This window comes from Serratia sp. CY29653 (assembly GCF_052169255.1).
Lineage (GTDB): Bacteria > Pseudomonadota > Gammaproteobacteria > Enterobacterales > Enterobacteriaceae > Serratia > Serratia sarumanii.
This window is the reverse complement of record NZ_JBJNLC010000001.1, coordinates 1,143,529-1,164,142: the sequence shown is the minus strand read 5'-3', so window position 1 is coordinate 1,164,142 and position 20,614 is coordinate 1,143,529. Positions and strand designations below refer to the sequence as shown.

The 20,614-nt window shown below is 63.7% G+C and carries 12 protein-coding genes; 6 read left to right on the top strand and 6 right to left on the bottom strand.

Annotation, left to right across the window (positions count from 1 at the left end):
• The first annotated feature begins 46 nt into the window (after positions 1-46).
• The 3 genes from ACJ8HN_RS05610 (at position 47) to ACJ8HN_RS05600 (ending at position 3,033) form a co-directional block, all read left to right on the top strand.
• On the top strand, positions 47-433 hold the full coding sequence (locus ACJ8HN_RS05610) for a DUF2946 domain-containing protein (protein WP_230122172.1): 387 nt from the start codon (positions 47-49) through the stop codon (positions 431-433).
• 278 nt (positions 434-711) lie between these two features.
• Positions 712-2,730: a TonB-dependent copper receptor gene (locus ACJ8HN_RS05605; RefSeq protein WP_325997070.1), complete on the top strand. Its 2,019-nt coding sequence runs from the start codon at positions 712-714 to the stop codon at positions 2,728-2,730.
• A 141-nt stretch (positions 2,731-2,871) separates the two neighbouring features.
• Complete coding sequence (locus ACJ8HN_RS05600) at positions 2,872-3,033, top strand: hypothetical protein (protein ID WP_016927696.1); 162 nt, start codon at positions 2,872-2,874, stop codon at positions 3,031-3,033.
• 117 nt (positions 3,034-3,150) lie between these two features.
• Here ACJ8HN_RS05600 and ACJ8HN_RS05595 read toward each other — a convergent pair whose 3' ends face one another.
• Positions 3,151-3,705: an NAD(P)H-dependent oxidoreductase gene (locus tag ACJ8HN_RS05595; protein ID WP_033634565.1), complete on the bottom strand. Its 555-nt coding sequence runs from the start codon at positions 3,703-3,705 to the stop codon at positions 3,151-3,153.
• A gap of 104 nt (positions 3,706-3,809) precedes the next feature.
• On the opposite strand from ACJ8HN_RS05595, the gene ACJ8HN_RS05590 reads away from it, so the two are divergent.
• Positions 3,810-4,169, top strand: coding sequence for a winged helix-turn-helix transcriptional regulator (locus ACJ8HN_RS05590; protein WP_025302868.1), 360 nt, complete (start codon positions 3,810-3,812; stop codon positions 4,167-4,169).
• A 4-nt stretch (positions 4,170-4,173) separates the two neighbouring features.
• On the opposite strand, the gene entS is transcribed toward ACJ8HN_RS05590, so the two are convergent.
• Genes entS through fes form a run of 4 tightly spaced genes read right to left on the bottom strand, consistent with a single transcriptional unit; the run spans position 4,174 to position 15,642 of the window.
• Positions 4,174-5,457: an enterobactin transporter EntS gene (entS, locus tag ACJ8HN_RS05585; protein ID WP_442523138.1), complete on the bottom strand. Its 1,284-nt coding sequence runs from the start codon at positions 5,455-5,457 to the stop codon at positions 4,174-4,176.
• Between the two features lie 60 nt (positions 5,458-5,517).
• The gene (locus tag ACJ8HN_RS05580; protein WP_442523137.1) at positions 5,518-14,028 is read right to left on the bottom strand and encodes an amino acid adenylation domain-containing protein; all 8,511 of its coding nucleotides are present in this window, start codon (positions 14,026-14,028) and stop codon (positions 5,518-5,520) included.
• Positions 14,029-14,079: 51 nt separating this feature from the next.
• A complete protein-coding gene (locus ACJ8HN_RS05575; RefSeq protein WP_033648496.1) occupies positions 14,080-14,304 on the bottom strand; it encodes an MbtH family protein in 225 nt (74 codons plus the stop codon).
• 30 nt (positions 14,305-14,334) lie between these two features.
• Positions 14,335-15,642, bottom strand: a complete 1,308-nt coding sequence (gene fes, locus ACJ8HN_RS05570) for an enterochelin esterase (protein WP_442523136.1) — start codon at positions 15,640-15,642, stop codon at positions 14,335-14,337.
• A gap of 200 nt (positions 15,643-15,842) precedes the next feature.
• Here fes and ACJ8HN_RS05565 point away from each other — a divergent pair, with 200 nt between their 5' ends.
• On the top strand, positions 15,843-18,032 hold the full coding sequence (locus ACJ8HN_RS05565; protein ID WP_442523135.1) for a TonB-dependent siderophore receptor: 2,190 nt from the start codon (positions 15,843-15,845) through the stop codon (positions 18,030-18,032).
• A 49-nt stretch (positions 18,033-18,081) separates the two neighbouring features.
• On the opposite strand, the gene ACJ8HN_RS05560 is transcribed toward ACJ8HN_RS05565, so the two are convergent.
• The gene (locus ACJ8HN_RS05560) at positions 18,082-18,702 is read right to left on the bottom strand and encodes a helix-turn-helix transcriptional regulator (protein WP_033648347.1); all 621 of its coding nucleotides are present in this window, start codon (positions 18,700-18,702) and stop codon (positions 18,082-18,084) included.
• A 605-nt stretch (positions 18,703-19,307) separates the two neighbouring features.
• Between ACJ8HN_RS05560 and ACJ8HN_RS05555 the strand changes: the two genes are divergently transcribed.
• Positions 19,308-20,582: a Glu/Leu/Phe/Val family dehydrogenase gene (locus tag ACJ8HN_RS05555; RefSeq protein WP_033653137.1), complete on the top strand. Its 1,275-nt coding sequence runs from the start codon at positions 19,308-19,310 to the stop codon at positions 20,580-20,582.
• Positions 20,583-20,614: the final 32 nt, after the last annotated feature.

The following is a 20,614-nucleotide window of genomic DNA, read 5'->3' as shown; positions in this document are numbered from 1 at the left end:
ATCGCGAAATCGGGCCGCCGCCTGGTTAGGGGTGTTTGCCATTCTGATGTTGTTCATTGCGCCGGTGGTCTCGCGATCCCTGGAGCATGTGCGCGCCGGAAGTGCTGGAGCGACCGTCATGGCGGATTGCGGCATGGATATGCCGATGCATCACGGGATGCACTCGCCGCCGCCTGAGCCTGAGAAAGCCTCACAGCCGCTGATGCAGCACGGCGGCGGCCACCACAACATGGCGATGATGATGGACGACAGCGCCTGCGGCTACTGCGTGCTGTTGCTGCACGCGCCGCTGCTGGACGTGAGCCACGGCCCGCTGTTCTGGTCCCAGTCGCTGGCTTCGCGCCCGCCGCCGATCCACTATCTCGTCCCTCTGTTTGCCCACGTTGTTCACACCGAATTACAGCCGCGCGCGCCCCCCATCTCTTTCCTCTGATTTAACAATAAGCCCATTGCCGTTCTCTGTATTGCCGTTGATCGTTTCAACCCGGCGGAATTAATTCGCCCAACGGTTAATCATCGAGACGACATTATTAATCCGGTTATTTCCAGGTTGATGGAATTAACCCCCGTATTTTCCGATGGTGATTTTCGCCAGGCCGCCCCACGCCTGAATAATCCCTCGGCCAAGTACGGAAAAAGTTAGCTTAAGGAAAGATGATGTTTAAACCGACTTATAAAAAGAACGCCGTCACCCGCGCCATTACCACCGCCATGCCGCTGTTTCTGCTGGCCGGCCACGCGGCGCAGGCGCATCAACACCCTGCCGGCGCACAGGTTAATGATGGCGACGTGATCACCGTCACCGCGCCGCTCTACTCCCCGCTGACCATCGTCACCTCGCCGAAAACCCCACGCCAGCCGGTGCCGGCCAGCGACGGTTCGGACTACCTGAAAACCATCCCCGGCTTTTCGCAGATCCGCAACGGCGGCACCAACGGCGACCCGGTGTTCCGCGGCATGTTCGGCTCTCGGTTGAAGATCCTCACCGACGGTTCGGAAATGCTGGGCGCCTGCCCAGCGCGGATGGATGCACCGACCTCTTACATCTCGCCGGAAAGCTTCGATCTGTTGACCATTACCAAGGGGCCGCAGACGGTGCTGTGGGGGCCGGGATCGTCGGCGGGCACGGTGCGCTTCGAGCGTGAACGCCCGCGCTTCGACAAGCCGGGTATCAAGGGCAACGCCAGCGTGCTGACCGGCTCCAACGGCCGCTGGGACGAGAACATCGACGCCAGCCTCGGCGCCGAACAAGGCTACCTGCGGGTGATGGCCAACAAATCCCGTTCCAACGACTATCAGGACGGCACGAATACGCGCGTGCCATCGCGCTGGGACAAGTGGAACGGCGATCTGGCGCTCGGCTGGACGCCGGACGCCGACACGCTGCTGGAAGTAACTATGGGCCGCGGCAACGGCGAAGCGCGCTATGCCGGCCGCAGCATGGATGGTTCGCAGTTCAAACGCGAAAGCCTGGGCATGCGGGTGGAGAAATCCAACATCGGCGACGTGCTGGATAAGCTGGAAGCGCAGGTCTACTACAACTACGCCAACCACGTGATGGACAACGTCACCCTGCGCTCGCCGGGCAGCGGTGGCATGGCTGGGCACGGGGGGCATGGCGGCATGAGCATGGGGATGGGCGGCCACGGCGGGCACATGATGTCCTCCGGCATGACGATGCAGCTCGATCGCCGCACCGTCGGCGGCCGCGTGATGGGCACCTGGCAGTGGCAGGACGTGAAGCTTGAAAGCGGCCTGGACACCCAAACCAACACCCACCGCAGCATGAACCGCGGCAGCTGGGAAAAAGACGCCCAGTTCAACAGCTACGGCGCCTTCAGTGAACTGACCTGGTCCACCAGCGAACAGGATAAACTGATCGGCGGCGCGCGCCTCGACCGCACCCTGGTGGAGAATTTCCGCAGCGCCAGCGCTGGGAAACGTTCGGACACCCTGCCGAGCGGCTTTATGCGCCTGGAGCATACGCTGGCCGACCTGCCGCTGATGCTGTATGCCGGCGTCGGTTATACCGAGCGCTTCCCGGATTACTGGGAGCTGTTCTCGCCGAAGCTTGGCCCGAACGGCAGCAAGGATCCGTTCTCCAGCGTCAAGAGCGAGAAAACCACGCAGCTCGACATCGGCGCTCAGTACAACGGCAAACGCTTCAACGGCTGGGTTTCCGCTTATGTGGGCCGCGTCGATGATTTCATCCTGTTCAAATACGATCCGCACAACGCGCGCCTCAGCCAGGCCGATAACGTCAACGCCAACATCATGGGCGGCGAAATGGGCATGGGTTATCAGCTGAGCGAGCACTGGAAAACCGACGCCAGCCTGGCCTACTCCTGGGGCAAAAATAGCAGCGACGGCCGGCCGCTGCCGCAGATCCCGCCGCTGGAGGCACGCTTGGGGCTGACCTATGAGTACGGCGACTGGAGCGGCACCGGCCTGTGGCGTCTGGTCAGCAGCCAACACCGCGTGGCGATCAACGAAGGCAACGTGGTGGGCAAAGACTTTGCCGAAAGCGCCGGCTTCGGCGTGCTCTCCGCCAACGCCGCCTACAAGGTGAATAAAAACGTCAAGCTGAGCGCCGGTCTGGATAACATCCTGAACAAGACCTACAGCGAGCACCTCAACCTGGCGGGCAACAGCGCCTTCGGGTACTCGGCCAACAGCGCGGTGAATGAACCGGGCCGCACCCTGTGGGCCAAGGTTAACGTCACCTTCTAAGCGGTTCACCGGGCGATGGGCCACCGTCGCCCGGTCAGGCGATATGCGATCCGGTTCTTAGGATATGAGTTTTAAGTTTTTCCCATTCGGTTAGGCGGCGATTACTATCATCTTCAGGTTAATTATTGCCCTGGAGGGAATATGCAAAAGATCACTCGTTTTCTGGCCCTGCTCGGCGAGCTGATGATCGAAAAAGCCGAAGACGCCGCGCCGCAGGCTGCTCAGCCTGACGATCGCGACGACGCGCTGCCACCGCGTCTCGAACGTGGGGTTCCGCTGGCCGACCGCTTCCTGTTCATGTAATTCCCCCACTCTGTTTTCATCCTGCACGCTCGTTCACACAGCACGCACGATAGATGCTGACAATCACCGCCAGCAAGTAGCCGGATGCGCACGCCCTGGCGCATCCGGGGCGTGCCGTTAATTCAGGGCGGCGAGAAATGCCTGATAGCCTTGCGCGCTGCGATCCAATTCGTGGGATTGCAGCGGTTCCACCGTGCCGTCCGAAGCGGCCTCCCTGCCGTAAAAGGCGAAGAACGAGGCATAGTCGGCCCGCACGTAACCGGCGGTGACTTCAAACGGCCGGAAGATTTCCTCCAGCGAGTAGCGATAGCGCCCGTCGCGCGCATAATCCTCTGCACGCACCCCAGCCGTGACTGCCAACGCCAGCTTCTTGTTTTGCATCTTGTAGCCGCTGCGAGAACCGTAGGCCCAGCCGTAGGTCAGCACGTCGTCCAGCCATTTTTTCAGCAGCGGCGGGCTGCTGAACCAGAAAATCGGGAATTGCAGCACGATGTTGTCATGGGCTTCGATCAGCCGCTGCTCTTGGGCGACGTCGATCTGCCAGTCCGGGTAGGCCTGATGCAGTTCGTGCACGGTATACCGCTCCGGATAGCGCCGCAGCTCCTCCAGCCAGCGTTTATTGACCACCGAGTTCGCCATATCGGGATGGGTCACCACCACCAGGGTTTTCATATCGATTTCTCCAGTCAAGTGTCTACCGGCGCATCATAGGTTATGCTGGAACAATGTAAAATACGCACACTCACGACACATACTTACCCTGGAGAAAGCGCTCAATGACCGCCGAATCCCACTGCAGCCCAACGGGCATCAGCCTCGAAGACACCGGCTATGGCTATACGCTGTCGGTGATCAACGGCAAATATAAAATGATTATTCTCTACTGGCTGGCGTTGTATAAGCCGGTATTGCGGTTCAACGAGCTGCAGCGCTGCATCGGCACCATTTCCTACAAAACGCTGAGTTCGACGCTGAAAGAGCTGGAAAAAGATCGCCTGGTGGTGAGAAAGGAGTATCCGCAGATCCCGCCCAAGGTGGAGTACAGCCTGTCCGAACGCGGGCGTTCGCTGATCCCGGTGATCGACATGATGTGCAACTGGGGGGAACAGCACCGGCCGGAACAGCCGGTGCCGTGAGGGGTTAGTTGTCCGCTGCCGCCGAGGTTGCCGGCGCGGGCTCATCGTGCTCGACCAACGCGTCCGCCGGCCGGCACTGGCGCAGCGTGCGCACGCTGAAGGCCACCAGCACGCCGAGCACAGCGGCGAATGCGCCAAACGACAGCACACTCATCAACGGGGTAAAGATCCTGCCCAGTACGCCGAGCCCCAGCGCGCCGATCGAATCGCCGGTTACGTCCTGCGCGGTGCCGAGGCTGTTCACCCGCCCCAGCAGATGATCCGGCGTATTGCTCTGGATCAGCATGAACTGCAGGAGCGAAGCGATGGCGTTGGCGTAGCCGTAGCACACCAGCGCCAGCAGCGCCGGCGCCAGGTGGCTGAATAGCCCCAGCGAAGCGATAGCGGTAAACGCGACGATGGCGGCGACCAGGATCAGCACGCCGGGCCGAGAGAAACGCCCCACCCAGCCGCTGGTCAGCGCGCCCAGCATCGCGCCGAGCGGCACCGCGGAATACATCAGGCCAATTGAGGACGCGCCGACGTGGTAAGCGTCCTGCGCCAGCGCCGGGAACAGCACCCGGACGGCGCCGACGATGCTCATCAGCATTCCCAGCAGCACCACCGACCCCACCACCTTATTGCGCCAGACAAACTGGAAGCCGCTGGCGAGCGCGCGCAGCGGGTGTTCCGGCTCCTGCTGCTGCGGCAACAGCGTCGGCAGGCGCACCAGTGGGACAAGGGTGCCCAGCGTCCCGGCGGCGGCCACGGCGAACGCCAGCCCCACGCCGCCGAACACGATGATAATCCCGCCCAGCGCCGGCGCCAGGATCGCGCCGATGCGCACCGTCACCATGCTCAAGGCCCCCGCCACCGCCAGGTTTTCGCGCCCGACCAGCAGCGGGATCACCGCCATCAGCGCCGTCATGCCCAGCGCCCCGAAGAAGCCGTCCCAGGCCGCCAGCAGGTAGAGTGCCCACAGCGAAGGCGCCGGGGCGAAGGCGTTCAGACTCAGGGCGACAAAGCCCAACCCGCAGGTGCCGCGCGCAAACAGGATCAGCTTACGGCGATCGTAGCGATCGGCGAGCACGCCGCCCAGCATCAGGCCGATAAACATGCCCACCCCGTCCAGCGCCACCGCCACGCCCACCTGCAACGTGGAGCCGGTCATCGCCTGGATCTGAATCGGCACCCCCACCGCCAACATGCCGAGGGAAAACACCGACAGCATGCGGGCGCAGAAAATCGCGCGGAAATGCGCATTGCTTCTCAGCAAACTGAAATCAAGAAAAAAAGAAGGTCTGGCCATAGTGTCCTGCATATCATGTTTTAGTACGGGCCGGGACGCACGCCCCCCGGCCCGGTTGCGTTATACCAACCCGTATTGCTGCGTCAGCAACGAATGCAACAGCGGCCCGAGCGTCTCCAGCGAAGCCGGCGACAGAATGTCCGCGTGTTCGCAGCGCTGGTGATGGCAGATCAGCCCATCCAGATACGGTGCCCACACGGCGTCGATGTCCATCTCCGGCGGCAGCGTCTGGTCGGCGACAAACAGCGTCGCCGTGCCGTGGAAACGCCGGCTGCGCGCCTGAGACAGAATGCGCACCGCGTCGCGGTAGTTGGCGACGATGCTGTCGAACATTGCCGCCTTCTCCGCCATCAGCGCCGGATCGCCATGATCTTCCGCCATAAACTCGGCCTGCTCCTGCGCCACCTCTTTCTGCGCGTCCTCCTCGCTGGGGCCGGTCCAATCCTGGCCTTCCGGCGGATAGGTATCCAGCATGCCGAGGAACGCCACCTCTTCGCCCTGCTGCTGCAGGCGCGCGGCCATCGAGTGCGCCAGCGTGCCGCCGAGCGAATAGCCCAGCAGGTAGTAAGGCCCCTGCGGCTGCAGGCGGCGCAGATTGGCGAGATGACGATCGACCATCTGCTCGATATCCTCACAGGTGGCGATGGCGCCGTCCGGTCTTGGCGACTGCAGGCCGATGATGGGGTAGCTGCCCGGCAGATAACGGCTCAGCCCCGAGTACTGCCAGGCGAAACCGGAAGCCGGGTGCAGGCAGAACAGCGCCGGGCCTTGGCCGGCCCGCAGCTGCAGGCATTCGCCGACGCCGCGGCTCTCGGCCGAGTTGGCCGCCTGCGCGTCATCGAGCAGGTGCGCCATCTTCTCTAGGCTGCGGGCGAACATGATCTGCCCGACGCTCAATGGCCGAGGCACGCGGCGACGCAGCTCCGCCGCCAGACGCATCGCCAGCAGCGAATGGCCGCCCAGCGCGAAGAAGTCGTCGTCGGCATACACCGTCTCGCGCCCCAACAGTTCCCCGAACAGCGCCGCCAGCAGGCGTTCGCTGTCGCTATGTGGCATGCGGCCACTTTGGTGGCTCAGCTGCGGCCGTGGCAACGCCTTGCGATCCAGCTTGCCGCTGGCGCTGAGCGGGAAGCTGTCGGTCATGACATAGCTGACCGGCATCATGTGCGCCGGCAAACGCTGCTCCAGCGCCTGATGCAGCACGGCGGTATCCAGCGTCACTCCCGGTTGGGCGATCAGCCAGGCGACCAGTTGGCGCATATCGGCACCGCCAAGCCCCGTCGCGCCCTCGCCCAGCTCGATGGCGTGCACTGCCGCTTGCGCTATCCCCGGCTGCGCCAGCAGCGCCTGCTCGATTTCCCCCAGCTCGATGCGCTGGCCGCGGATCTTCAACTGATCGTCGCTGCGCCCCAAATACTCGACGCTGCCGTCTTCCAGCCAGCAGGCGATATCGCCGGTGCGATACATGCGCGCGCCGTTGCCGGCGGGATCGGCGACAAACCGCTGCGCCGTCAGCCCCGGCCGATGCAGATAGCCATCGGCCAGCTGAATGCCGCGCAGGTAAAGATCGCCGGCGCAGCCGACGGGCACCGGCCGCAGCATCGCGTCGAGAATGCTCAACTGGGTGTTCCAGACCGGTTTGCCGATCGGCACGCCGGCGCCGCTCACCGCCGCCAATGCCGCGCCGGACGCCGGTTGGTAGGTGACATCGACCGCCGCCTCCGTCGGGCCATACAGGTTGTGCAGCGGCGCGGTAACCAACGCCTGATAGCGGGAAGCCAGTTCACACGACAGCGCCTCACCGCTGCAGAACACGCGTTTCAGGCTGGCGGCGGCGCGCTGTGGCGCCCGCTCGTTCAGCGCCTCCACCCAGATAGCCAACATGGACGGAACGAAATGCAGCGTGGTCACGCCATAGTCGTCGATCAACGTCGTCAGCGCCTGCGGATCGCGGTGCGCCTCCGGCGGCGCCATCACCAGGCGCGCGCCGACCATCAGCGGCCAGAAGAATTCCCAGACGGAAACGTCGAAGCTGCACGGGGTTTTCTGCAATACCACGTCCTGCGCATCGAGCGCATACTCGTGCTGCATCCAGAACAGGCGGTTGACGATCGCCCGGTGGTTCACCACCACGCCTTTCGGCCGCCCGGTAGAGCCGGAGGTATACAGTACGTAGGCGGGATAATCGCCGTTCCCCGCCGGCAGGCGAGCAGGCGGTTCGCGCCCGCTGTCGTCCAGCGCATCGAACAGCAGCGTCGGCGCCAGCGCGGCAAAGCGGGCATCCAACGCGCTCTCGGTGATAATCAGCCGCGGCTTGGCGTCCTCCACCATGTAGGCCAGCCGCTCGTCCGGGTAGCCGGTGTCCAGCGGCAGCCAGGCGGCGCCGGTCTGCACAATCGCCGTCAGCGCCAGGCTGAGGCGCACGGAGCGCGGCAACGCAACCGCGACGATATCCCCCGGCTGAATGCCGGCCGCCGTCAGCCGCTCGGCCAGCAGCGCGGCCTGGCGCTGCATGTCACGGTAGCTGAGGCTGTGCCCGGCATCCTGCAGCGCGATGCGTTCCGGCGTGCGCCGCGCTTGATCGGCGATCGCCTGATGCAAGGTGGTGTCCGCCACCGCCTGCCCGGTGCGGTTGACCGCCGCGATCAGCGCCTGCTCCTGCGGCGTTTGCAACTGCCAGCGCGGCAGCGGCAGATCCGGCTGGGCGATCCACTGCTGCAACAGCGCCATCAGCCGCGCGGCGAAGCGCTCAGGCTGCGGCACCGCGGCGCGGTACTCCATCAGCAGGCGCAGACGCTCGCCCGGCAGCACCAGCAGCGTCAGCGGATAGTGGGTATAGCCTTTGTTGCGGATGGCGTCGCAGCGCAGCGACCCTGCGCCGCCCAGCAGAGCGTCGTTGTCCGGGTAGTTCTCCACCACCAACAGCGTATCGAACAGCGTGCCCGCCCCGGCCAGGTGCTGAATTTCCCCCAACCCCAAATCGTCGTGCTCCAGCAGTTCAATCTGCCGGTGCTGCAGCTCGGTCAGCTGTTCCGTCAGCGAACGATCGTGCTGCAGACGCACCCGCACCGGCAGCGTGTTGCTGAACAGGCCAACGTGTTCCTCGATCCCTTCTATCTGGCCAAAGCGGCCGGAAACCGGCGAGCCGAACACCACGTCCTGCTGGCCGCAACAGCTGGCCAACTGCAATGCCCAAATGCCCTGCATCACGGTATTGAGCGTCAACCCGCGTTCGCGACACAGGGTCAGCAAGCGCCTTTCCTCGGCCGGCGGCAGCGTCATCTCCAGCTCGTGTACGCGATCGTCCTGTGCCTCACCGAACAGCAACGTCGGCCGCACGTCCTGCAGCGTCTGGCACCAGAGGCGGCGCGAAGCTTCGGCATCCCGCGCGGTCAGGCGGCGCACGATATCGGCATAGTTCGAACGCAGCGGCGGCAACGCCTGCTCGCCTTCACGCAGGGCCAGCATCAGATCGTTGAGCACCACCGGCGTCGACCAGCCGTCGACGATCAGGTGATGCGCGTTAAGGAACAGCGTGTAGCGTTCGCTATCCCCGTGTTTGACCAACAATGCATGCAGCATCGCGCCCGGCTGGTTGAACAGATCGCGCTGCAGTTCCTGCTGCTCCAGCCGGTGCAGTTCCTGCACCTCCTGTTCTTCGGCCAGCGGCGGCAGCGCGTGGCTGTCCAGCGGCCAATGGCTTTCCTGCGGGATCAGCTGCAACGGCTCACCCTCGCGGTTGAATCGGGCGGCCAGCTGCGGATGGCGGCGGATCACTGCATTCAGCGCCTGCTGAAGTTGATGCGCGTCCAGTTCGCCGCAGAGGCTCAGGCGCGTCAGCGAGTTGTAGCTGCCGCCCTGCTGCGCCGTCTGCGCATGGAACAGCAGGCCGTGTTGCAGCGGCAACAGCGGCAGCGCCGCGGCTAACGGCCCGCACTCCCGCTCCCAGGCGCGCACCGCTTCATCATCGACGCCCGGCTGGGCGATTTCGGCCGCCACCAACGTCGCCGCCGCGCGTTCGGGATGCCGTTCGGCAAACTCGCACAGTGAACGCACGGCGTGCTCGATGCCGCTGTGCAGCTGCGCAATGTCGCTCTCGCTGAACATTGCCTCCAGCCAGCTCCAGTTAATCGCCAGGCAGGCGCCGTCGCGCCGCTCCTCGACAAAGATATTCACTTCCAGCCCGTAAGACGGCGCCTGCTGCGCATCCTGCGCCACGGCGAAGGCGTCGCGGAAGCGGGTCTGGCTGCGCTGCGGCGTCCAGTGCGCCTCATCCTGGCTGAAACGCCCAAGGTAGTTGAATAAAATCTCCGGGGCGTTGCGCTGCGCCAGCGCCGCCAGATCGTCACGCTGCGGATGCAGATAACGCAGCTGGCCATAGCCGACGCCGCGATCGGCCACCGCGCGCGTCGCCCGTTTCACCGCGCGCACCGCCTCATTATGCTCGGCGTCATGCAGTTCGATGCGCAGCGGGTACTCCGCCGTCAGCCAGCCGACGGTGCGGGCCAGATCGAGGCCGTCATCCAGTTCGGCGCGGCCGTGCGACTCCAGAGAGAAACGCAGCGAAGCGGCCTGGAAACGGCGGCGGCAGGCCTGAGCCAGCGCGCACAGCATGATCTCTTCAACCTGGGCGCGATAGCTCTGCGGCAATGTGCCGAGCAGCGCGGCGGTCAGCCGGCTGTCGAGCAGCGTGCGCCGTTCGCTCACCGAGGCGATGCGATCGGTCTGCGGTTCCAGCGCGCGCCGCCCCAAACTCGGCACGCCGTCCGCCAGCATCTGCCGCCAGAACGGCAGCTCGGCTTCGCGGCGTTCGACGTCGGCCCGTAAACGCGCGGACCATTCATAGAGCGAGGTTTCCTCCGGCGGCAGCGTGATCGGCTGCCCCTGCATGGCGCTGTCGGCCACTTGCCGCAGCTCGTCGAGCAGGATGCGCCAGGAAACGCCGTCAACCACCAGGTGGTGGATCGCCAGCACCAGCCCCAGGCTCTGCCCGTCACGCTGCAACAGGATCGCCTGCATCATGGCGCCGGCCGCCGGATCGAGCTGCTCGAGTGCGGCATCAAACGCCTGTTCCGCCGCTAGCTCCAGTTCGCCGGATACGGCCTGTACCTGCATGAACTCAGCGGTAGCGGCTTCCTCGACCACCAACTGGCCGTCGCGGATCCTGGCGCTCAGCGCCGGGTGCGCCGCGCGCAGCTGTGCCAACGCATAACGCAGCTGTTCCGGTTGCAGCTCGGCGGGTACGCGCAGGAAAACGCCGTGCGCGAAGCGGCGATGCATATCGCCCGTCTCGGCGAACCAGTGCAGGATCGGCAGCCCGTCGATCGGGCCTTGTCGCACGCTGCGTGCGGTCTGAGAGCCAACGGCCAGCGGCTGCATCGCCTGCGCCATGCGCGCGGGGGTGTGCAGCGCGAAGATCTCGCGCGGCCGCAGCAGATAGCCTTTGCGCCGCAGGGCGGTGCCCAGCCCCATCGCCGAGATGCTGTCGCCGCCGAGCGCGAAGAAATCGTCGTCTGCGCCGACGCGCTCCATTCCCAACAGTTGGGCCATCGCGCGGCAAATCAGCCTCTCCTGCTCGGTGGCCGGTTCGCGAATGCTTTGCGCCAGCGTTTCCTGCGGTTTGGGCAGCGCCTGGCGGTCAATCTTGCCGTTGACGTTCAGCGGCAGCTCCGGCATTACCACCAGGATCGCCGGCACCATATAATCCGGCAGACGCTGCGCCAACTGCCCCAGCAGCTCGCTTTGCAGCGCCGGCGAGGCGCGACGCGCGTCATCCTGCACCGAGCAGTAGCCAATCAGGCGATAGGTGGCGCCGATCGGTTCGGCGATCACCACCGCCCGCCCCACGTCCGGCAAGGCGGCCAAGGCGCTTTCCACCTCACCCAGCTCGACGCGGAAGCCGCGCACCTTGATTTGGTGATCGGTCCGGCCAATGAATACCAGCTGGCCCTCCGCGCTCCAGCGCATCAGGTCGCCGCTGCGGTACATCACCTCGCCTTCGGCGAACGGGTTGGCGACAAAGCGCGCCGCCGTCAGATCCGGGCGCCGCAGGTAACCGCGCGCGATGCCCTTGCCGGAAATGTACAGCTCGCCCGCCGCGCCGATCGGCACCGGCTGCAGGCGGCTGTCGAGCAGCCAGACTGAGGTATTGGCGAGGGGACGGCCGATCACCGGTTGGTCTGCGGCCGTGACCGGCGCGCCGAGGGTATCGACGGTGTATTCGGACGGGCCGTAATAGTTGTGGATCTCCACCTCCGGATGCTGCTGCATCAGGTTCCACAGCGTCGGCGTCGCCGCCTCGCCGCCGATCATCACGAACGACGGCAGCGGGAACTGCCCTTTCAGCAGACCGCAGTCCACCAGTTGCGAGAAGAACGACGGCGTGATGTCCAGCAGATCGATCGGCGTCTGCTGGGTCTGTTCCAACAGCGCCCAGGGGTCGCGGCGCAGCTCCTCATCGAAGATAACCAGTTCGCTGCCCATCATCATGCAGAACAGCGGTTCCCAGGAGGAATCGAAAGAGAACGAGGCGGTATGGCCGGCGCGCAAGCGGCGCGCGTGGCGGGCCTCGAATTTTTCGATCGCCGGGCCGAACAGAGAAGCCTGGTGCGACAGGAACAGGTTCAGCAGCCCGCGGTGCGTGGACATCACGCCCTTGGGTTTGCCGGTCGAACCGGAGGTGTAAATCATGTAGGCGAGATGCGCCTCGTTCAGCGGCACACGCCGTTCGTCGTCCGTTATCGGCGTGGCCGCGGCGGCCGCGCAGCGCGCCAGGCACGGGGCGTCGTCCAGGCACAATACCTGCGGCAGATCCGGCATGTTGGCCCGCGTGTCACTGTGGGTCAGCAACATCACCGGCCGCGCGTCGTCGCACATCAGCGCCAGGCGCTCACGCGGATAGTCCAGATCGAGCGGCATATAGGCCGCGCCGCTGGCCAGCACGCCGAACAGCGCGACCAGCGTGTCCACCGAGCGTGGAATGCCGATGGCGACCACGTCTTCGGCGCCGATGCCGCTTTCGATCAGCACTCGCCCCAGCTGCATCACCCGTTCGGAGAGCTGCCGGTAGCTGAGGCGCACGTCGCCGCAGGACACCGCCAACGCCTCGGGCTGACGCTCAACCTGGCGCTGGAACGCATCCATGATCGAAACCATGCCCGCCGGCGGCGTCAGCTCAGCGCCGCGCCCCCAGGCCGCGAGTTGTCTGAGTTCCCCCTCGCCGATCAACGCCAGTTGACCGTTCGGCTGGTGCGGCTGCCGCGCCAACTGCTGCAGCCAATGGCCGATGCGCTCCGCGTGGTGCTGCAAGGTGCGCGGTGAGTATTTGGCCGGGTTGGCGACCAAAGACAGCGTCAATACGCCGCTTCGAAAACCGATCTCGAACTCCAGGTCGTCGACCGGCCCCATCGCCAGCGTATGGGTGGTGGCCGCCTGACCGTCGAACGACAAGGCGCTGTGGTAGACCTTGACGTTGACCACCGGCCCGTACAGTTCCTGATGGCCGCCGACCAGGCCGAGATCGCGCTTGATCTGCTCCGCCTCATAGCGTTGATGGCGGCGCGCCTGCTTGATCTGCGCCACGGTGGCCAGGCAGACATCCGCCAGCGACATCTCCGGCGTCACGTTCAGCAGCAGCGGCAGCACGTTGACCACCGGGCCGACCGCCGCCAGCGCCTGCGATCCCATCCGGCGCATGAAAGGAAAACCGATTGAGAAGCGGGTTTCGCCGCTCATGCGCGCCAGGTACAGCGCCAGCGCCGCCGTGACGATATCGGCCGGCTGCAGCGACTGCAGCGCGCCATCGCGCAGCGCTTCGTCAAACAGCGATTCAGGCAGCACCAGCGCCTGTTTGAGCGGCCGGGCGCCCGCCTCAACCTCCCGACTCTCCGTCGATAATGACAGCGGCGACGGCAAATCGCGCAGATGCTGGCGCCAGAATTCGGCCGCCCGCTCACGTGCGGGCGAGGTTTGCCATTGCTGAAACTCTTCCACCACCTTGCCGAACGGGGTAAACGGCGAGGCCGCCTGCGCCAGCCCGTGGCGCAGCGCGCGATAAATATCGGCGATCCGACGGGTGATGGCTTCGAAGCTGAAGCCGTCCAGGGTCAAATGATGAAAGCGCTGATACCAGAACCAGCGATCGACGCTGACGCGGATCACCGCATGGCGATAGAGCGGCCGCTCGCCGTCCGCCGGCAGATCCTGCGCCAGATCGTCGTTCATCAGCGCCAGCGCCGCCTGTTCGGCGTCCGGCCGCGCGCTGAAATCGAACCACTCCGGCGCCTGCACGCGCGCAGGATCGGCGTTCAGCGGCAAACGCTGCACCGGCTGGCCGTCCTGCGCCTCAAAGAACTGCGCCTGAACCGTATCCGCTTCGGCCAGCCCCTGACGGATCGCGCGCTCCAGCGCCGAGCGGTCGATAGCGCCGTGCAGTTCGGTGTAGTGCGCCACCGCGAAGCCGTTGCGCCGCAGCGCGATTTGGTCGGCGATCCAGATCCCCGGTTGCGCCGCAACCAGCGGATAATCCCGATACTCGACCTGAGTATCCGGCAAAGAAAGCGTTTCTGACATGGTGTCTGTCCTTTTCCTCAAACGGAATGTATCGATGTGGCTGTCTGGCGCTTAACGCGCCGCATCCGCCGCTTTCAAGGCCGCCGGCCGCATGTCCTGCCAGTGCGTTTCGATGTAGTCGATGCATTCGCCGCGCGACGCCGGCCCCATCAGCACGCGCCACCCCTGCGGCGCGTCGGCAAACTGCGGCCACAGCGAATACTGCTGCTGCGCGTTGACCAAAACGGAGAAACGGAGGCTTTCGTCATCGAACGGGTTTTGTTGTTCCTGAGTCATTTTCATTACCTGTCTGTCAAAATGTGTGGGTTATTCCATCCCGGAAAGCAGCTGGCGTACGCCGTCCACCAGGCCGCCGCGCCAGCAGAGCGCGTCATGTCCGCCGGAAAACACGCGGTAGTCGGCGCGGTGCCCCGCCGCCGTCAGCGCCTCGTGCATCTGGCGATTGACGAATTCGATATCCGCCTCCCGATCGCCGGCCTGTTGGATCACGTTGAGCGCTGGCGCCGCCGCGTCGCGTTGCCGAACCTGGCGTATCAGCCAGCCTTCCTCCAGTTCGTGGCGTTTTTCGAACTGGGTAACGAATTGCACCGTAGGCCACCAGAAGGAACCGGACTGGCTCAGCACGTGGCCGAAACGTTCCGGCCAATGCAGGCCGGCATATAACGCTGCCAGCCCGCCGTAGCTTTGGCCGGCGACGACGGTGCGCGCCCCTTCCTCGCTGAACGCTTCGCGCTTCTGCGCCTGCGGCAGCAGCTCATCGATGATTGCCTGCCAGAAGGCGGCGTTGCAGGGCAGCTCGTTTTCCCGGTGTTCGCCGTCGATCGCATCGATCAGCAGCCAGCATGCGGGCGGCAGCCGCCCTGTTGCGGTTTCGTTCTCGATCACCGGCAGCAGCGCGTGCCTTTCGATCCAGTTTTGGCCGTCGAGCAATAACACCAGCGGGCGATTCGCTTTCACCGCCGCGTCGCCGCTGGCATACAGCCAGACGCGCCGCTGCGTGCCGAGCCGTTCGCTGTGCCACTGAAAACGCTGTAGCCGCGCCTCGTCCAGCGGCCGATCGGCGGCCTGCCAGGCGCTTTGGTCGTCAGCATCCGGCCCCTGGGCCAGGGAAACCGGGCGCGGACGATGCGAAGGCCCCAGCGAGAGGCGATTCAACGGATCGGCGATCGCCAGTGGAAACAGCGAAATCCACCAGGCGCGCTGCTGGCGATCGCGCAGCGTTTCGTCGTCGCTGAAGACGGGAGGAAGATCCCGGTCTGTGACGGGGATCAGGCTGTAGCTGCCGCGCCAGCGGCGATCGATAACGGCCGCGCCGTACCAAACGTCGGTGCCGGGCAGCCTGGTCAGGCTGCTGGGGGACGTGCTGTGGTGATCGGTTATGCCGTTGATATCGGCATAAACGCGGCGAATCGGCGAGCGCCGCTCATCGCCGGCAGGATCGCGCCATAGCCAGGTCATTTTGACGTGGCGGTCATCGTGCGGCTCGACGATGGGCGTGCCGTGAGAGGCCACCTTCTGCCACCACTCGGGCTGCCCTGCCGCCTCTTCACGCAGCCACTGCGCCGCCAATCCCTCATGACTGTTGTCTGGCCTCTTTTCCGGCAAAAACTCCATAGCGCCCCTTACATAACATGAGTGATTTTTACAAAACCTGACAATCGTATTGATACTCATTATCGTTTTCAATACTATTTGTCGGATTTTTACCGTCGTGCGCACACGGCGTTTCCGCATCGACGGGTAAAGACCGCTCGCCGATATTTCGGGGTTTATCAGGGTTGCATGACACACAACGCAGGTATGCAGGAGAGAGAATGAAGATTAAAAACAAAGGGATAAACAATTCTAATGCGGAGGTGACGGCCGCCAAGCGGTTGTTGCTGGGCTCGGCGCTGGCCTTACTGCCCTTCGCGCCACACGCGTCCGCCGCGGCGGATGAGACGATTTTGGTGACCGCCGACGCGCAAAACAGCGTGACCGCGCCGGTCAAAGGGATCGTCGCCAAAGAGAGCGCCGCCGGCACCAAGACCGCCGCCGCTCTGCGCAAAACGCCGCAGTCCATCTCGGTGGTCACGCGCGAGCAAATGAACGACCAGGAACCGGCGTCGGTCGCCGACGCGCTGAACTACACCAGCGGAGTGATCACCACCTACCGCGGTAACTCCAACCGCAATGACGAAGTGATCAGCCGCGGCTTCCGCTATGCGCCCAAGCTGCTCGACGGCCTGCACTTTGGCCTCTCGAGCCAAAACGGCGGCGCCGGGCAGATCGATCCCTGGCTGCTGGAGCGCGTGGAGATGGTGCACGGCCCGGCCGGCGTGCTGTACGGCCAGGTCAGCCCCGGCGGCGTGGTGGTGATGACCAGCAAGCGCCCTACCGCCCAGAGCATTCACGAAGTCAAATTCAGCACCGGCAACCGCCATCTGGCGGAAACGGCGTTCGATTTCGGCGGCAAACTCAACGACGACAACACCCTGTTTTATCGCCTGAACGGTATCGCCAGAACCGAGCATGAGTTTGTCAAAGACAGCAAGCAGCAACGGGTGGCCATCGCGCCGGCCTTCACCTGGCTGCCGAACGAAGACACCAGCTTTACGTTGCTGACCAGCTACCAGAACGATCCGAAAGCCGGGTCGCGCAACTTCCTGCCGCGCGCCGGCACGCTGTTCTCGACCAGCGCGGGCTATGTGCCCTATGACTTCAACATCAGCGAACCCAGCTTCAACAGATCGCGGCGCGAGCAGGCGTCGATCGGCTACAGCCTCGAGCATAACTTCAGCGATGCGCTGTCGTTTACCCAGAACCTGCGCTTCACCCACCGCGATGAAGACTATAAATATCTGGTTTATAACGTAAACTCGAAGGTCAACGACCACACCGTCACCCGCATGGCGCAGCATGAAACGCAGATGACCAACGAGTTTGGCGTGGATAACCAGCTGAAGGGGCTGTTCGACACCGGCGAGGTGAAGCACACGGTGCTGGGCGGGTTGGATTACCGCTACAGCCATATCGATTCGAAGATGTATCGCGATCGCGGCAACGACTACCCGATCGACTGGGCAAACCCGGTTCGCCCCAGCATCGATGGCAGCACGCTGGCGCTGGCTTCCAGCGATTTGAAGACGCTGAATCAGGTCGGGGTGTATCTGCAGGACCAGCTGGAGTGGAATAACTGGAACCTGCTGCTGTCCGGCCGTCAGGACTGGTCGCAGGTCAACACCCGCGATCGCACCAGCGGCGGTAAGGAGCAGACCTACAACGACGCCCAGTTCACCGGCCGTGCGGGCCTGCTTTACGCCTTCGACAACGGCATTTCGCCGTATGTCAGCTACAGCACTTCGTTCGATCCTAACCTGTATCCGAGCGCGCCGGGCGCCGATCCGCTCAAGCCGACCACCGGCAAACAAACCGAGGTGGGCGTGAAGTACCAGATCCCGGGCGGCAACACCCTGCTGACCCTCTCCTGGTTCGACATTACCCAGCGTAATGTGGCGTCTTACAACCGTCTCACCTCCGCCTACGAGCAGATCGGCGAGGTGAAATCCAAAGGGATTGAGGCGGAAGTACATGCCCAGCCGACGCCGGAGATCAAGCTGACCGCCGCCTATACCTACACCGACGTGGTGACCAAAGACTCCAACTCGGCGGACGAAATCGGCCACAGCCCGGCGGGCATCCCGCGCCACGCCGCTTCCGCCTGGGGCAGCTACAGCTTCCTGAGCGGCGCGCTGAACGGCCTGACCGTCGGCAGCGGCGTGCGTTACATCGGCGATGCGCCGGCCGACGCCATCGGCCAGTACGATGTGCCGCACTACACGCTGTACGACGCCATGGTGAAATATGACCTTGGCCAGGCCTCGTCGGCGCTGCGCGGTGCGGCTCTCCAGCTCAACGTGCAGAACCTGACGGACAAGAAATACGTTTCATCCTGCAGCGGCGAGTACGCCTGTTTCTACGGCAGCGGCCGCAGCATCATCGCTTCGGTCAACTACCGCTGGTAACGAAAATGGGCGGCCAGCACCGCCCATTTTTCCACCTTTCCCGCCGCCTTTACTCCTGCTTCAATTCTCGCAAGTGCTTGTACACCGTGGCGCGCCCCATCGACAGCACGTTGGCGATGTAGTCTGCGGCGCTTTTGGCCTTGAACGCCCCCTGATGATAGAGATCGCTGACCAGCCGCCGTTTCTGTTCGCGGCTCAGCGCGCCGAGCGCGGCGTTTTCGCGCCGCAGCCAATCGTGCAGGAAGGTGTTGATCTTCTCCTGCCAGTCATCTTTGAACAGCTGTTGCGGCTGTGGCTGCAGCCGCGTGACCGACAGGAACATGTCCAGCGCGTTGCGGGCGTCCTCGAACATCGCGGTGCTCAGGTTGATGCACAGCAGATAGCTGGGCTTGCCCTGCTCGTCGCGCGCGGCGATGCTCACCGAACGCATCTTTTTGCCGTCCCAGTTCAGCTTCTCATAGGGGCCGGTCACGCCGGCGCCGCCATCGAGCTCGAAGTCCTCCAGCCCGGCGTCATCGCCCGGTTTGCGCTTCGACAGGTTGTTGGCCAGATAGGCAATCTTGTTGGTGGCCAGATCGTGGATCACCACTTCCGCATTCGGAAAAAACAGCGCCGCGATACCGTCGGCGACCGAGCGCAAAAGTTCGAGTTGAGAAGAAGAGTTCGGCACGCTGGGGGGTCTCCGTATAGCCCGGTTTGGTTTGCGGTTCAGCCGCTTAGCATACCGCAGTTGCCGCCGCTTGCCGAGTGGATGGCGTTGGCGTCTCCTTCACCGACGGCTGCGTCGCAAGCGCCTTTATTGTCCTTGCCGGGGATCGGTCACCCGTTCGTTTCAGGTGAACACGCTTTTCAGCCCGCTCTTCTGCCGCAACACATTAAACTAGCCTCGAATCATGCTCCTCTTTGCCCAGGTAAAACTCGGCGGCAGACGGCGTTTTAACAGGATTTTAACGCTGCCGAGGGGAAACGCCATTGTCAACATGGCTGTTAAATAAAATGAAACTTTTTGATCACATTCAAGCTTCTGAAAAATAGATAAAAAGGGTTTTTATGCGCTTTACATGCATAAATTATGCATGTGCTCGCTCACTGCCGACAAAAAGTAATTAACTATTCATTTACCGCCCTGCAGGCGGCGAAAAACCGCCCGCTGGCCCGATGAGCGGGGGGCTAACAACCGGCATAATTAGTGGTAAATTTAGCGTCGCAAAGTGTTATGCGCTTGCTAATCCACGGTTAAACGAAATAAATACCTCTAATATATAAAGGTTGGTTATGGAAAAGCTATCCTACGCTTCAGACAGCAGCACCACCGCTTGGGCTACATATCTGCAACAAATCGATCGCGTCGCCCCTTACCTCGGCGAGCTGTCACGCTGGGTTGATACGCTGCGTCACCCTAAGCGCGCTTTGATTGTCGATATCCCGCTGCAGATGGACGATGGCACCATCCGTCACTTCGAAGGTTTCCGCGTACAGCACAACCTGTCGCGTGGGCCGGGCAAAGGCGGTATCCGCTTCCACCCTGACGTCGATCTGAACGAAGTGATGGCCCTGTCCGCCTGGATGACCATCAAGTGTGCCGCGGTCAACCTGCCGTACGGCGGCGCCAAGGGCGGTATCCGCGTCGACCCGTTCAAACTGTCTGAAGGCGAACTGGAGCGACTGACCCGCCGCTACACCAGCGAAATCGGCTTCATCATCGGGCCACAGAAAGACATCCCTGCGCCGGACGTCGGCACCAACGCCAAAGTGATGGCCTGGATGATGGACACCTACTCCATGAACCACGGCACCACCATCACCGGCGTGGTCACCGGCAAGCCAATCCACCTCGGCGGCTCCCTGGGCCGTGAGAAAGCGACCGGCCGCGGCGTGTTCGTCACCGGCAGTGAAGTGGCCAAGCGTCTGGGCGTGCAGATCGAAGGCGCCAAAGTGGCGGTGCAAGGCTTCGGTAACGTGGGCAGCGAAGCGGCTCGCCTGTTCGTTGGCGTCGGCGCGCGCGTCGTCACCATCCAGGACCACTCCGCCACCCTGTTTAACGCCGACGGCATCGACCTGGCCGCGCTGACCGAATACCAGGCCAAGCACAAGCAGATCGCCGGCTTCCCTGGCGCCAGCGAGATCGAAAGCGAAGCGTTCTGGTCGGTCGACATGGACATCCTGATCCCTGCGGCGCTGGAAGGCCAAATCACCCGTGAGCGTGCCGAGATCCTCAGCGCCAAACTGGTGCTGGAAGGCGCTAACGGCCCGACCTTCCCAGAGGCGGACGACATTCTGCGCTCCCGTAACATCACCGTGGTTCCGGACGTTATCTGTAACGCCGGCGGCGTAACGGTCAGTTACTTCGAGTGGGTGCAGGACATGGCGAGCTACTTCTGGAGCGAGTCCGAGATCAACGAGCGTATGGACAAGATCATGACCGACGCCATGGTCCACGTCTGGAACAAGGCCGCAGAGAAAGAGTGCAGCCTGCGCACCGCCGCTTATATCGTGGCCTGTGAGCGCATCCTGACCGCACGTAAAGAGCGCGGCATCTACCCAGGTTGATGCCCGTATCCCGGCCTGCCCGCCCCGGCAGG

Coding starts and splice junctions, on each gene's coding strand:
- ACJ8HN_RS05565 (WP_442523135.1), top strand. CDS start 15,843: ATGAAGATTAAAAACAAAGGGATAAACAATTCTAATGCGGAGGTGACG.
- ACJ8HN_RS05600 (WP_016927696.1), top strand. CDS start 2,872: ATGCAAAAGATCACTCGTTTTCTGGCCCTGCTCGGCGAGCTGATGATC.
- ACJ8HN_RS05595 (WP_033634565.1), bottom strand. CDS start 3,705: ATGAAAACCCTGGTGGTGGTGACCCATCCCGATATGGCGAACTCGGTG.
- ACJ8HN_RS05590 (WP_025302868.1), top strand. CDS start 3,810: ATGACCGCCGAATCCCACTGCAGCCCAACGGGCATCAGCCTCGAAGAC.
- ACJ8HN_RS05605 (WP_325997070.1), top strand. CDS start 712: ATGCCGCTGTTTCTGCTGGCCGGCCACGCGGCGCAGGCGCATCAACAC.
- ACJ8HN_RS05555 (WP_033653137.1), top strand. CDS start 19,308: ATGGAAAAGCTATCCTACGCTTCAGACAGCAGCACCACCGCTTGGGCT.
- ACJ8HN_RS05580 (WP_442523137.1), bottom strand. CDS start 14,028: ATGTCAGAAACGCTTTCTTTGCCGGATACTCAGGTCGAGTATCGGGAT.
- entS (WP_442523138.1), bottom strand. CDS start 5,457: ATGGCCAGACCTTCTTTTTTTCTTGATTTCAGTTTGCTGAGAAGCAAT.
- fes (WP_442523136.1), bottom strand. CDS start 15,642: ATGGAGTTTTTGCCGGAAAAGAGGCCAGACAACAGTCATGAGGGATTG.
- ACJ8HN_RS05610 (WP_230122172.1), top strand. CDS start 47: ATGTTGTTCATTGCGCCGGTGGTCTCGCGATCCCTGGAGCATGTGCGC.
- ACJ8HN_RS05575 (WP_033648496.1), bottom strand. CDS start 14,304: ATGACTCAGGAACAACAAAACCCGTTCGATGACGAAAGCCTCCGTTTC.